This window comes from Rhizobium sp. O111 (genome assembly GCF_055616315.1).
In genome coordinates, this window is record NZ_JBSHXL010000002.1 from 509,296 (window position 1) to 522,189 (window position 12,894).

Here is a 12,894-nt window from a genome sequence, read left to right on the forward strand (position 1 = left end):
GACATCGCCGGCGCCGGTTGTCATAGCCGGTGCCGGCCATTTCCGTCGTGACATGGAGAGTGGTTTGAACTCGGTAGCGAATACGGTGGCCTCTTCGCGCGGCACCGCGCGTCTTGAACTCGATGGGCTGAGCCGCTCGTTCGGCGCCTATAACGCGCTCGATGGCATTGATCTTGCGATCGAGCCCGGCGAATTCGTGGCGCTGCTCGGCCCGTCGGGCTGCGGCAAGTCCACGGCGCTCAACTGTATCGCCGGCCTTCTGGGGCTGTCCGGTGGGGAGATCCGGCTGGGTGGCAAGCGCATCGACCAGCTTGAGCCCGAGCGTCGCGGGTTCGGAATGGTGTTTCAGAGCTACGCGCTTTTCCCGCATATGAGCGTGCGCAAGAATGTCGGCTTCGGTCTGACCATGCAGGGCATCAAGGGACCAGAGGCCGACAAGCGGATCAATGACGCCTTGGCGCTGGTGCGCCTGGAAAGCCAGGCGGACAAATTGCCCGGGCAGCTCTCCGGCGGCCAGCAGCAGCGCGTGGCGATCGCCCGTGCCATCGTCATCCGCCCGCCTATCGTGCTCATGGACGAGCCCTTGTCCAATCTCGACGCCAAGCTGCGTCTGGAGATGCGCGCCGAAATCCGCGGCATCCACGATCAGATCGGCTCGACGACCATTTACGTCACGCATGACCAGGACGAGGCGCTGTCGCTGGCCGACCGTATCGTCGTCATGAGCCAGGGACACATCGAGCAGATCGGCTCTCCGCAGGATCTCTATCAGCGCCCCGTCAATGTCGGCGTTGCCGACTTCATGGGCTTTCGCACCCGCGTGCCCGGCAAGGTCGTTTCGGTCTCAGGCGACGAAGCGGAGATCGACGTCGCCGGTGCGCGCATTACCGGGACGATGCGCACACCGCTCAAGCCCGGCGACGCCGCTACCCTCTCAGTGCGCCCCGAAGATCTGGTGGCGGCCGACGAGGGGATCGCGGCCACCGTATCAAGCATGGAATATCGCGGCCGCGCCTTCTTCGGGCTGGCGCGCTCGGCCGACGGATCTGACCTCTATTTCCGCGCCGACGACGCGTTGCCCCGCGGAACAGCAACGCGGCTGAAGCCGATCGCGGGCAGGGCGCTGGTATTCGGGGACAGCGCACGATGAGCGCGCCGTCGCTTCGAACGCGGTTGGCTGCCCGGGGCTTCGACGGCACCACCATGCTGATCCTCCCCGGCCTTGCCTTCATGATCGCGCTGTTCGTCTATCCGTTTCTCTATGGCGTCGTGGATTCGCTGACGCCGAAGGACGGCGCATGGTACGCCAACTACGCCAAGTTCTTCAGCGATCCCTTCCAGTACAACACCATCGGCGCGACGCTCTGGCTGGCGCTGCCGGTAACGATCATCAATCTCGCCTTCGCCGTGCCGGTCGCTTTCCGTGTCCGGCTGATGCACCGCCAGCGTCTGCTGACGACCATTCTGGTGCTGCCGATCACGCTCGGCACAGTTTTCGTCGCCGATGGCTTGCTGACATTTCTCGGACCGCGCGGCTGGTTCAACCACACGCTTCTCATGATCGGCATCATCGACAATCCGATCAAGCTGACGAACAATTACTGGGGCGTCTTCGCGTCGCTCCTGATCACCGGCTTCCCGTTCGCCTTCCTGCTGACGCTGTCTTACATCACCGGCATCGATCCGGCGATCGAGCAGGCCGCCGCCACGCTTGGCGCCGGCCCGAGGCAGCGTTTCATACGCGTTTTCCTGCCGCTGCTGGTGCCGGGGCTTGCGGTGACGTTCTGCCTTGCCTTCGTTCAGGCGTTCGCCGTGTTTCCGTCGGCCGTGTTGCTGGGAGCACCGGCAGGCCCGACCCGTGTCATCTCGATTGCCGCCTATCAGGCCGCGTTCGAGCAGTATGATCACTCGCTGGGTTCGGCGATCGCGCTCATCATGGGCGGCGTCGAGCTTCTAGTGGTGCTGGCCGTTCTCGGCGCACGCTCGTCCTTCTACCGCGGCCCCGCCGGCGGCACGAAAGGCTGACCATGATCCGCGACCAAGGCCTCACCTCGAAGATCTGGCGTTTCGCCATATGGGCGCTGGCCACACTCTTCGTCCTCAATTTGCTGGCGGTCATTGCCGCCGTCGTCGTCAACTCGTTCGCGACACGATGGCTGGGCACATGGCTGCCGGCTGGCTGGACAACGAAATGGTATTTCAGCGCTTGGAAGGAATTCCAGCTCTCCAGCGTCGTCCTCGTCACCTTCGAGATCGTCTTCACCGTCGTCATCATTTCCGGCATTCTCGGCGTGATGACTGCCTATGCCCTGGCGCGCCGCGATTTCGCGGGCAAGCGCGTGGTCATTCTGCTCTTCCTTCTGCCGCTGCTGATCCCGCCGCTCACCTACGGCATTCCGCTTGCGACGGTGCTTTATCAGCTCGGACTTGGTGGAACCTTCTGGGGCGTCGTTCTGATCAACGTGGTGCCGTCGCTTCCCTTCGTGGTGCTGGTGATGATCCCCTTCATCGAGCAGATCGACCCGCGCATCGAAGCCGCCGCCCGTGTCTTCGGCGCAGGCACCACCAGCCTGTTCCTGCGCATCCTGCTGCCGCTGCTCCTGCCCGGCATGCTGGCAGCGCTGCTCTTGGTGCTGGTTCGCACCATCGCGATGTTCGAGCTCACCTTCCTCATCGCCGGGCCGACCACGCAGACCCTCGTCGTATCGCTCTATTATGCCGTGTTTGCATCCGGCGTGCGGGCTGGCCAGTCGATCGATGCCATGGCGGTCGTCTACATGGTGACGACGCTGTTCTGGCTGGTGATCGCGCTGCAGTTCGTCAACCCGACGCAGATCGTCGCGAGGGCAAAGCAGCAGCCCGCGCACTGAGCCGGGCCGCTCGCTTCCTTCTGTTAACAGAAAACTTATTGAGTAGGGCGGGTGTTCTTGACTATCGGCAGGTGGCTGCCAAGTATTGTGGGCGTGACGGTCATTTCTTGAGGAATTTGATCATGGCGCAGTACAAAGAGACCAACCGCTTTCACTGTGAGAGCAGTTCGGGCGCGCATTACGTTGTTATCGAGCAGATCCTGACATCGCGTTTGGCGCTTGATGTCGCAACGCATCCGCGCACAGATTACGTTACCGACACCGGCGAGATCGCCGAGCGGCTGGATGACGATACCTTCCTTCTGCTTCTGTCGGCGGAGGTCCTGCACGTGGCTTGAGGCGATGTGAGGCAGGAGAGTGCTGGAAATCCCGGCCGGATGGCTTTAACTGGCTGAAACGACCTGCTCCAGGCGATTCTGGACGCGATCCGGAACGCCATGGCCGACGAAGACACGCAATCCGACATACCGACCAGCCGCATGCAAAGCTGGGCACGCAACTCGACCATCTACCGTCTCGGCCGGCAGATGATGACCGAGAAGCAGTTGGCCGATGCGATCTCGCGCAAGGCCAAACAAAAGTTCGAGGACATATCCGAAGCTCAGGTCAAGGCGCTCGCCGATCTCGCGGTCAAGTTCGGCCACGAGCAGGGCGGATTGAACGATGTCGTCTACGCCGAGATCAGCGTGCGCTCCGGCGTGCGCAGCGGCCGGTCGAAGCGGATCATGGCGCAGAAGCTCGCGATCAAGGGCATCGACCGCGAGACCGCCGTCATCGCGCTCGAGGAGAGCGACGATCTCGTGGCTGCGATCAACTTCGCCCGCAAACGCGGCTTCGGCCCCTTCCGGCGCGCGGAGGCCGACGAGAAGCGCTACAACAAGGAAATGTCCGCCTTCGCCCGCAACGGCTTCGGTTTCGAATTGGGACGCTCGGTTCTCGGCATGAGCCGCGATGAAGCCGAGACCGTGCTTGACGAGCGACGGGCGTAGACACAGGCTGCAGAACTCGAACTTCTGCCGTGCCGGCCTCACATGTGCAACGCATGGCCAAGCGCTTTGAGCGCCGCTTCCTGAACGGCTTCGCTGCGGGTCGGATGGGCGTGGATCGTTCCAGCAATATCCTCCAGGCGAGCGCACGTCTCGATCGCCAGCGCAAACGCCGCCGACAATTCGGAAACGCCGCGCCCGACCGCTTGCAGGCCGAGCACGAGATTGGTATCGGCGCGCGCCACCACACGCACGAAGCCATCCTCGGATTGCATGGTCATGGCGCGGCCATTGGCCGAGAAAGGGAACTGGCCAACGCGGATCTCGTAGCCCTGCGCGCGGGCCTCCTCTGGCGACAAGCCGGCGCTGACGATTTCCGGGTCCGTGAAGCAGACGGCGGGAATGCAGCGCTTGTCCCAGCTCCGCGGACGGCCGGCGATGATTTCCGCCACCATCTCGCCCTGCGCCATTGCCCGGTGCGCAAGCATCGGTTCGCCGGTGATGTCACCAATGGCATAAACCCCGCGCATCGACGTGCGGCACCGGTCGTCAATGCGTAGATAAGGCCCGGCGCGGTCGAGATCGAGTTCCTCCAATCCCGCGTCTGTTGTTCGTGGCCTACGCCCGACGGTGACGAGTATCCTGTCAGCCGGCAGCTTGATCTCGCGGCCATCGGCCTGCTCGATGATCAGGCTTTCGCCGGCATCGGACAGCGCCTTTGCCTTAGCTCCGAGGTGAAGATCAATGCCGCGCTCCTTCAGCGCCTTAGCAACAGGTTTGACAAGCTCGGCGTCGTATAGCGGCAGGATCTGGCCCGTCGCCTCGACGATTGTGACCGAGGAGCCAAGCTTGGCGAAGGCTGTGCCGAGTTCCAGGCCGATATAGCCGGCGCCGACAACCACCAGTCTTTCCGGCACGCTGTGCAGCGCCAGCGCCTCCGTGGAGGAGATCACCCTTCCACCAAATGGAAGCCCCGGCAGTTCGACCGGCTCGGAGCCCGCCGCGATCACGATATTCTCCGCGCGGATGAGCTGTGCGCCGGTCTCCGTCTCGACCTCCACCGTCTTCCCGTCGCGGAACCGCGCCCGGCCATGGACCTGCTTCACCCGCGCCTTCTGCAGCAAGGCGGCAACGCCACCGGTGAGACGGCCGACAATGCCGTCTTTCCAGGCGATCGTCCTGGCGAGATCGATCGCCACTCCCTCGGCACGGATGCCAAGCCGGTCTCGACCGCTCGCCATCCGGCGCGCAGCGTCGAATTCGTCAGCAACATGGATGAGCGCCTTGGAGGGAATGCAGCCGATATTGAGGCAGGTGCCGCCCGGTTTTTCCATTTCGACGATTACGGTGTCGATGCCCATTTGACCCGCGCGGATCGCGCAGACGTAACCGCCGGGCCCCGCGCCGATGACCAGCAATTTGCAGATGATCTCTTTCATGGCCCTCAGCCTTCGATGAAAATCAGCGCCGGCGTTTCAAGCAGCGCGCGGATGCGCTGTATGAAGGTCGCCGCGTCCCAGCCGTCGATGATGCGATGGTCGAAGCTGGAGGAAAGGTTCATCATCTTGCGCGGCACGAATTGCGTCCCATCCCAGGCGGGGCGGGTGGCGATCTTGTTGACGCCGATGATCGCGACCTCAGGATGGTTGATGACAGGCGTCGAGACGATCCCCCCAAGCGCGCCCAGCGAGCTTATCGTGATGGTTGAGCCCGTCAGTTCGTCACGCGTCGCGGTTCCGTTGCGCGCGGCATCGGCAAGGCGCGCCATCTCGGCGGCGCAGTCCCAGATCGTGCGGGCCTCGGCGTGACGTACGACCGGTACCACGAGGCCGGCAGGCGTCTGTGCGGCTATGCCAATGTGAACACCACCGGAGCGGGTAAGGATGCCGGCATCGTCGTTGAAGGTGGCGTTTATATCCGGCTGGTCGACGACGGCCTTGACGATCGCCCGCATCAGGAAGGGAAGGATCGTCAGTTTCGGATGATCTGGCTTGTGGTCCCGGTTCATCGTCGCCCGCAAATCCTCCAGCGCCGTCATGTCGATTTCCTCGACATAGGTGATATGCGGGATGCGCGAGGTGGAGAGCGACATCTTCTCGGCGATCCGTCGCCGCATGCCGGTGAGTTTCACGTCCTCGGTGGTAGTATTCCGGGCGAACAGGGCAGGGGCTGCAAGCGAAGACGCACCGCGCGCGAGATATTGCTCGACATCTTCGCGCAAAATGCGTCCGTCCGGACGGTTTGGCGACACCTGCCTGAGATCGACGCCGCTTTCACGTGCGAAGAGACGCACGGAAGGCGACGCCAGTGGCTTTTGCTGCGGTCCGCTGCTTGTCGGCTGGGACAGCGTTTGCTTGGCTTGCGTCGGTTGCGGCCGAGCAGGGGCTTCGCTTTCACAGGCAGCGGCGGACGGCTTCTCTGTCGCCAGGGGCGCTGGCTGAGCGGGTGCCGACGCCTCATCTCCATCCGCCGTCTCTATCCTCACCAGTGGCGCTTTTACGGCCACGGTATCTCCCACTTCGGCGCCAAGCCAGGTCACCGTACCGCTGACCGGCGACGGGATCTCCACCGTCGCCTTATCAGTCATCACGGCCGCGATCACCATGTCCTCGCGAACCGGATCGCCGGCCTTCACGTGCCATTCGACCAGCTCCGCCTCGGCCACGCCTTCTCCGACATCGGGCATCTTGATCGTGAACTCGCCCATCCTCACGCCTCCATGACTTCGGCAAGCGCCCGTCCGACGCGCGCTGGGCCGGGGAAATAGTCCCACTCCTGCGCATGCGGATAGGGCGTATCCCAGCCCGCGACCCGCACGATCGGCGCCTCCAGATGGTAGAAGCAATGCTCCTGGAGCAACGCGACGATCTCGGCCCCGAAGCCCGACGTCAGCGTTGCTTCATGAACCACGACGCAGCGGCCGGTCTTCGACACGGATTGCACGATGGTATCGAGGTCGAGCGGCAAAAGGCTGCGCAGATCGATCACCTCGGCATCGACACCGGTGTCTTCCGCCGCCGCGAGCGCCACATGCACCATCGTTCCATAGGCAATGACCGTGACCCCGCTTCCGGCGCGGCGGATTTCAGCCTTGCCGATCGGGATCGCATAGTGGTCTTCCGGCACTTCGCCGAGCTCGTGCTTCGACCATGGCGTGACCGGACGCTCGTGGTGGCCATCGAAGGGTCCATTGTAAAGCCGCTTCGGTTCGAGAAACATCACCGGGTCCGGATCCTCGATCGCGGCGATGAGGAGCCCCTTGGCGTCATAGGGGTTGGAGGGAACGACCACTTTCAGGCCGCAGACATGGGTAAACAGCGCTTCCGGGCTCTGGCTGTGCGTCTGCCCGCCGAATATCCCGCCGCCTGTCGGCATCCTGAGCACGATCGGGCATGTGAAATCGCCGTTGGAACGATAGCGAATGCGCGCGGCCTCCTGGGTGATCTGGTCATAGGCCGGATACATGTAATCGGCGAACTGGATCTCGACGCAGGGCTTCAGCCCATAGGCTGCCATGCCGATCGCCGTGCCGACGATACCGGATTCGCTGATCGGCGTGTCGAAGCAGCGGGTCTTGCCGTACTTCGCCTGAAGCCCCTGTGTGCAGCGGAATACGCCGCCGAAATAGCCGACATCCTCGCCGAACACGACGACATCTTCGTCTCGGGCCATCGAGATATCCATGGCGCTGCGCACCGCCTCGATCATGGTCATGCGCGCCATATCAATACCCCGCTTTCTGCCGCTGGCGGCGAATGTGCGGCGGCATCTCGGCATAGACGCCCTCGAAAATATCGCGCACCGAAGGCTTGCCGCCAGCATGCAGCGTTCCGTGTTCCTCGGCTCGCTTTTGCGCATCGATCACTTCGTCGAGGATCTCGGCCTCGGCCTGAACGTGGCGCTCCTCCGACCAGACACCCTTGAGGATCAGGTGCTTCTTCAGCCGCAGCACGGGATCTCCGAGCGGCCATGCGTCGGACTCGGTTTTCGGGCGATAGGCGCTCGGATCGTCGGAGGTCGAGTGGGCGCCGACGCGATAGGTGACATATTCAATCAGCGTCGGACCCAGATTGCGTCGCGCCCGCTCCGCCGCCCAGCGCGCCACCGCATAGACGGCCAGATAGTCGTTGCCATCGACGCGCAGCGCCGGGATGCCGAAGCCGAGCCCACGAGCGGCGAACGTGCCGGAACCACCACGCGCGATGCCTTGAAAGGTGGAGATCGCCCACTGATTGTTGACGATGTTCAGGATGACAGGCGCTCTGTAGGTCGAGGCAAAGACGAGGGCCGAATGGAAATCGGACTCCGCGGTCGAGCCGTCGCCGATCCAGGCAGCCGCGATGCGTGTATCGTTCTTGATCGCGGACGCCATCGCCCAGCCGACGGCCTGGACATACTGGGTGGCGAGGTTGCCTGATATGGTGAAGAAGCCGTGCTCCTTGGAGGAGTACATGATCGGCAGCTGCCGTCCCCGCAGCGGATCGTTCTCGTTGGAGAAGATCTGGTTCATCATCTCGACCATCGGATAGTCGTCGGCAATCAGGAGGCCGGCCTGTCGATAGGTCGGGAAATTCATGTCCCCCTTGTTCAGCGCCTTGCGCACGGCGCAGCTGACCGCCTCTTCGCCAAGATGCTGCATATAAAAGGACGTCTTGCCCTGGCGCTGCGCCATCAGCATGCGTGCATCGAAGGCGCGCAGCTTCATCATGTTGCGCAGCCCGGTCAAAAGCGCCTCGTCCGAGAGCAACCCCGCCCAGGGCCCAACGGCTTCGCCCTCCTGGTTGAGCACGCGGATGATCGAATAGGCGAGATCGCGGATGTCCTCGGATGCGACATCCACCTCCGGGCGCGGCACGGCGCCGGCCTTGGCGATCTTGACGTTGGAGAAATCGGGTAGACCGCCAGGGCGAACGGCGGGTTCGGGGACGTAGAGGCTCAGTCGTTGACTGTCTGGCATTTCCTATGTTCCTCCTCCGCTCGCATCAATCCTCTCCTCAGGATCAACGCGGCGTATTCTCCCTATAGATTGCGGGCGATCACCATGCGCTGCACGTCACTCGTTCCCTCGTAGATCTGGCAAATGCGGACATCCCGGTAGATGCGCTCGACGGGATAATCACTCATGTAGCCGTAGCCGCCATGGATCTGGATCGCGTCGGAACAGACGCGCTCGGCCATTTCCGAGGCAAAGAGCTTGGCCATCGACGCCTCGGAAAGACAGGGCAGCCCCGCCTCGCGCAGACTTGCTGCATGGAACACAAGCTGCCGCGCCGCCTCGATCTGCGTCGCCATGTCGGCAAGACGAAAGGCGACGGCCTGATGCTCGATGATCGGTTTGCCGAAAGCGGTCCGCTCGCGGGCGTAGTCGCGCGCTGCCTCATAAGCCGCACGCGCCATGCCGACCGCCTGCGCCGCGATCCCGATCCGGCCGCCCTCAAGATTGGCAAGCGCGATCCTGTAACCATCGCCTTCCTCGCCTAGGCGAAGATCCGCTCCAACGCGCATGCCGTTGAAGGCGATCTGGCAAGTGTCGGAGGAATGCAGGCCCAACTTGTGCTCGACGCGAATGACCTCATATCCCGGCGTGTCCGTCGGCACGATAAAGGCGGTGATGCCCTTCTTGCCGGCCGCCGCGTCCGTGACCGCGAAGACGATGATCACCTGTCCGTTCTTGCCCGAGGTGATGAACTGCTTGGCGCCGTCAAGCACGTAGTGATCGCCGTCGCGCCGGGCGCGGGTGCGCAGATTGGAGGCGTCGGAGCCCGCCTGCGGCTCCGTCAGCGCGAAACCGCCGATCCATTCGCCGGTGGCGAGCTTCGGCAGGAAGCGCTGTTTCTGCTCCTCGTTTCCGAATTTGAGGATGGGAACGCAGCCAACGGAGCTATGGACGCTCATGATCGTCGAGCAGGGGCCATCTCCGGCGGCGATCTCTTCAAGTGCCGCCGCATAAGCGACCGTCCCCGTGTCGGAGCCACCATAGGTCTCCGGCACCAGCATGCCGAGAAGGCCGAGCTCGCCCATTTCCTTCAGTTCGTCGCGCGGAAAGCTATGTGTGCGGTCCCGCTCGGCGGCGCCCGGCGCCAGTCGTTCGCGCGCGAAATCCCGCGCGAGATCCCGGATTTGGCTCTGCGTGTCGGACAAGATCATCAGCGCGCCTCCTTTTGCGCTTACGGCCGCTCGATGGCGATAGCGGTCGCCTCACCGCCACCGATACAGAGCGCCGCCATCCCGCGCTTCAGCCCGTATCGCTCCAGCGCCGCCAGTAGCGTGACGATGACGCGAGCACCAGACGCACCGATCGGATGCCCAAGCGCGCATGCGCCGCCGTGGACGTTGACCTTGTCGTGGGGGATATCGAGATCACGCATCGCCGCCATCGGCACGACGGCGAAGGCTTCATTGATTTCAAACAGATCGACGCTCGATAGCGGCCACCCCGTGCGTTCGGAGAGCTTTCTCAAGGCGCCGATCGGCGCCGTCGCGAATTCGCTGGGTGCCTGGGAATGCGTGGCGTGCCCGACGATGGTCGCGCGCGGTGCGATGTCGTGTTGGTCGGCCCGCGAGCGGCGCATCAGCACCAGCGCGGCGGCGCCATCGGAAATCGAGCTTGCATTGGCGGCCGTCACCGTTCCGCCCTCGCGGAAGGCCGGTTTCAGCCTGGGGATCTTGTCGATGCTGGCCTTACCGGGCTGCTCGTCCTCACGGATCGTCGCTTCGGTTTTCCCCGATATGACGGATACCGGCACGATTTCGCGGTCGAAATAGCCCGCCTCTATCGCCTTCTGTGCCCGCGTGAGCGACGTGATGGCATAGGCGTCCTGCGCCTCGCGCGTGAATTGATAGGCCTCGGCGCAGTCTTCCGCGAATGTCCCCATCAAGCGCCCCTTGTCATAGGCATCCTCGAGCCCATCGAGGAACATATGATCGATCACGCGCCCGTGGCCGAGCCGGTAGCCGCCGCGAGCACGATCAAGTAGATAGGGCGCATTCGTCATGCTTTCCATGCCGCCCGCGATCACCAGCGAGGCGCTCCCGGCGGCGAGTAGATCATGGCCGATCATCACGGCCTTCATGCCGGAACCGCACATCTTGTTGACGGTGCTGGCGGCAGTGGAGAAGGGGAGGCCGGCGCCAATCGCCGCCTGTCGGGCCGGCGCCTGCCCCTGGCCGGCGGCGAGCACGCAGCCCATGATGACTTCGTCGACCCTCTCAGCTGGGACGTCACTTTGCGAGAGCGCCGCTGCGATTGCCGATCCACCCAACTGTGGTGCGGCCAGGGAGGCGAAGGCTCCCTGAAAGCCACCGATCGGCGTGCGGGCGGCGCCTGTGATCACAATCGGATCCTGCATCGTCATCGCGACCTCCTCCTCGAAGCCGGCATCGGGCTGTAGCGTGCGCCACGACCGATTGCCCTCCCGAGAACGGGAAGAACAAACGTCATCAAGCTGCACGGTTCTCCTCCCATGCATCACCTCATCGATTGCGTCGTGCCACCTACAGCGGCATTTCAGGCAACCAAGACAATGCGAAGTCTATGCGCGCTCTTTGTTGAAAGCGATGGCAAATTGTTGCGATGTTTATCCGCAGCCGGCAACGAAGTTGCCGGACGGATGCCTGCATCAGGCCGATCGTTGCGGCGCGGCTTAGCCGCGCTGCTGGACCGGGCTGCGGCCCGGATCCAGCGCTATCATTCGGCGATTCCGCCTTCTATCTGCCGTAGCGGGCGAGCGACAGGTCACTGACGTCGATATCCGCATTTCGGCCGCTGACGACATCCGTCAATACCCGTGCGGAGCCTGTGCTCATGGTCCAGCCGAGCGTGCCGTGGCCGGTATTGAGGAAGAGATTACGGATGTTGGTCGCACCGATGACGGGAGTGCCATCCGGCGTCATCGGACGTAGGCCGGACCAATAATTGGCGGCCTTCAGATCGCCACCGGGGAAGAGATCGCTGACCGAATGCTCCAGGGTTCTGCGGCGCGCGGGGCCTAGGTCGTTCGTATAGCCGGAAATCTCCGCCATGCCGCCAACGCGGATACGGTCGCCCAGGCGCGTGATGGCAATCTTGTAGGTCTCGTCCATGACAGTGGACTCAGGTGCCCGCGACGCATCGGTAATCGGGATGGTCAGCGAGTAGCCCTTTACCGGATAAACGGGGAGCTTGATCCCGAATGGCTTCAACAGCAGCGGCGAATAGCTGCCGAGCGCAACGACGACGGCATCGGAAAAGACGGCACCGGTGTCAGTGACGACGCCCTTCGCCTGTCCTGCCTCGACCACCAGCCCCTGGATCTGGCGTCCATAGTCGAAGGTGACGCCCATCGAAACACACTTTGCGGCAAGTGCATTGGTGAACTTGAAGCAATCGCCGGTCTCGTCCTTGGGCGTCAGCAGGCCGCCGACGATCTTGTCGCTAACGTGGCGCAACGCCGGCTCCATGCGGATGCAGCCCTCACGGTCCAGCACTTCATAGGGAATACCATCAGCCGCCAGCGCCTTCACATCCTTGGCCGACGCGTCGAGCTGCGCCTGCGTGCGGAAGAGCTGCAGCGTTCCCTGCATGCGCTCGTCATAGGCGATATCGGTCTCGGCGCGCAGTTCGGCGAGCGACTGACGGCTGTAATCGGCAAGGCGCAGCATGCGTGATTTGTTGATCGCGTAGCGCTCGGAGGTGCAGTTGGAGAGCATCCTGATCATCCAGGAGATCATCGCATAGTCGACCTTCGGGCGGAGGATGAGCGGCGCGTGCTCCATGAACAGCCACTTCAGCGCCTTCTGCGGAATACCGGGTGCCGCCCAGGGAGAGCAATAACCGAAGGACACCTCGCCGGCATTGGCAAAGCTGGTCTCAAGCGCCGGACCGGATTGGCGATCGATCACGGTGACCTGATGTCCGGCCTTGGCCAGATAGTAGGCGCTGGTGACCCCGATGACGCCGGCGCCGAGAATGGTCACTTTCATGCTTGCCCCTTTTATCCATGCTTTTTTGCCAAGTGTATTTGGCGTTTACGACGTCGGCCGATGCACCTTTGGTGCTT

12 protein-coding genes are annotated in these 12,894 nt (G+C 63.3%); 5 read left to right on the forward strand and 7 right to left on the reverse strand.

Annotated elements, in window-relative coordinates:
• The first annotated feature begins 52 nt into the window (after positions 1–52).
• The 5 genes from ACVTFQ_RS21885 to recX all read left to right on the forward strand — a co-directional run bounded on the left by ACVTFQ_RS21885 (position 53) and on the right by recX (position 3,859).
• Positions 53–1,150 carry an ABC transporter ATP-binding protein gene (locus ACVTFQ_RS21885; protein WP_112949505.1) on the forward strand — a complete coding sequence of 366 codons (1,098 nt, stop codon included), beginning with the start codon at positions 53–55 and terminating at the stop codon, positions 1,148–1,150.
• Entirely contained in the window at positions 1,147–2,025 is an 879-nt protein-coding gene (locus tag ACVTFQ_RS21890) for an ABC transporter permease (RefSeq protein ID WP_470424002.1), read from the forward strand. Before ACVTFQ_RS21885 ends, ACVTFQ_RS21890 begins: the two co-directional genes overlap by 4 nt.
• 2 nt (positions 2,026–2,027) lie before the next feature.
• Entirely contained in the window at positions 2,028–2,870 is an 843-nt protein-coding gene (locus ACVTFQ_RS21895; protein ID WP_112981189.1) for an ABC transporter permease, read from the forward strand.
• 122 nt (positions 2,871–2,992) lie between these two features.
• The gene (locus ACVTFQ_RS21900; protein WP_018901290.1) at positions 2,993–3,208 is read left to right on the forward strand and encodes a hypothetical protein; all 216 of its coding nucleotides are present in this window, start codon (positions 2,993–2,995) and stop codon (positions 3,206–3,208) included.
• A 99-nt stretch (positions 3,209–3,307) separates the two neighbouring features.
• Positions 3,308–3,859 carry a recombination regulator RecX gene (recX, locus tag ACVTFQ_RS21905; RefSeq protein WP_112989319.1) on the forward strand — a complete coding sequence of 184 codons (552 nt, stop codon included), beginning with the start codon at positions 3,308–3,310 and terminating at the stop codon, positions 3,857–3,859.
• A gap of 38 nt (positions 3,860–3,897) precedes the next feature.
• Here the strand turns inward: recX and lpdA are convergent, their stop codons facing one another.
• The 7 genes from lpdA to ACVTFQ_RS21940 all read right to left on the reverse strand — a co-directional run bounded on the left by lpdA (position 3,898) and on the right by ACVTFQ_RS21940 (position 12,817).
• Entirely contained in the window at positions 3,898–5,295 is a 1,398-nt protein-coding gene (gene lpdA / locus ACVTFQ_RS21910) for a dihydrolipoyl dehydrogenase (RefSeq protein WP_112949507.1), read from the reverse strand.
• 5 nt (positions 5,296–5,300) lie between these two features.
• Positions 5,301–6,563: a dihydrolipoamide acetyltransferase family protein gene (locus tag ACVTFQ_RS21915; protein WP_112949508.1), complete on the reverse strand. Its 1,263-nt coding sequence runs from the start codon at positions 6,561–6,563 to the stop codon at positions 5,301–5,303.
• Between the two features lie 2 nt (positions 6,564–6,565).
• Positions 6,566–7,579 (reverse strand): alpha-ketoacid dehydrogenase subunit beta, encoded by a 1,014-nt coding sequence (locus ACVTFQ_RS21920; protein WP_111560434.1) that lies wholly within the window; start codon positions 7,577–7,579, stop codon positions 6,566–6,568.
• 1 nt (position 7,580) lies between these two features.
• Positions 7,581–8,813, reverse strand: coding sequence for a thiamine pyrophosphate-dependent enzyme (locus ACVTFQ_RS21925; protein ID WP_018901295.1), 1,233 nt, complete (start codon positions 8,811–8,813; stop codon positions 7,581–7,583).
• Between the two features lie 62 nt (positions 8,814–8,875).
• The gene (locus ACVTFQ_RS21930) at positions 8,876–10,003 is read right to left on the reverse strand and encodes an acyl-CoA dehydrogenase family protein (RefSeq protein ID WP_112989317.1); all 1,128 of its coding nucleotides are present in this window, start codon (positions 10,001–10,003) and stop codon (positions 8,876–8,878) included.
• Between the two features lie 20 nt (positions 10,004–10,023).
• On the reverse strand, positions 10,024–11,211 hold the full coding sequence (locus ACVTFQ_RS21935) for an acetyl-CoA C-acyltransferase (RefSeq protein WP_112949377.1): 1,188 nt from the start codon (positions 11,209–11,211) through the stop codon (positions 10,024–10,026).
• A 352-nt stretch (positions 11,212–11,563) separates the two neighbouring features.
• Positions 11,564–12,817, reverse strand: a complete 1,254-nt coding sequence (locus ACVTFQ_RS21940) for a D-amino acid dehydrogenase (protein ID WP_112949376.1) — start codon at positions 12,815–12,817, stop codon at positions 11,564–11,566.
• Between the last annotated feature and the right edge of the window lie 77 nt (positions 12,818–12,894).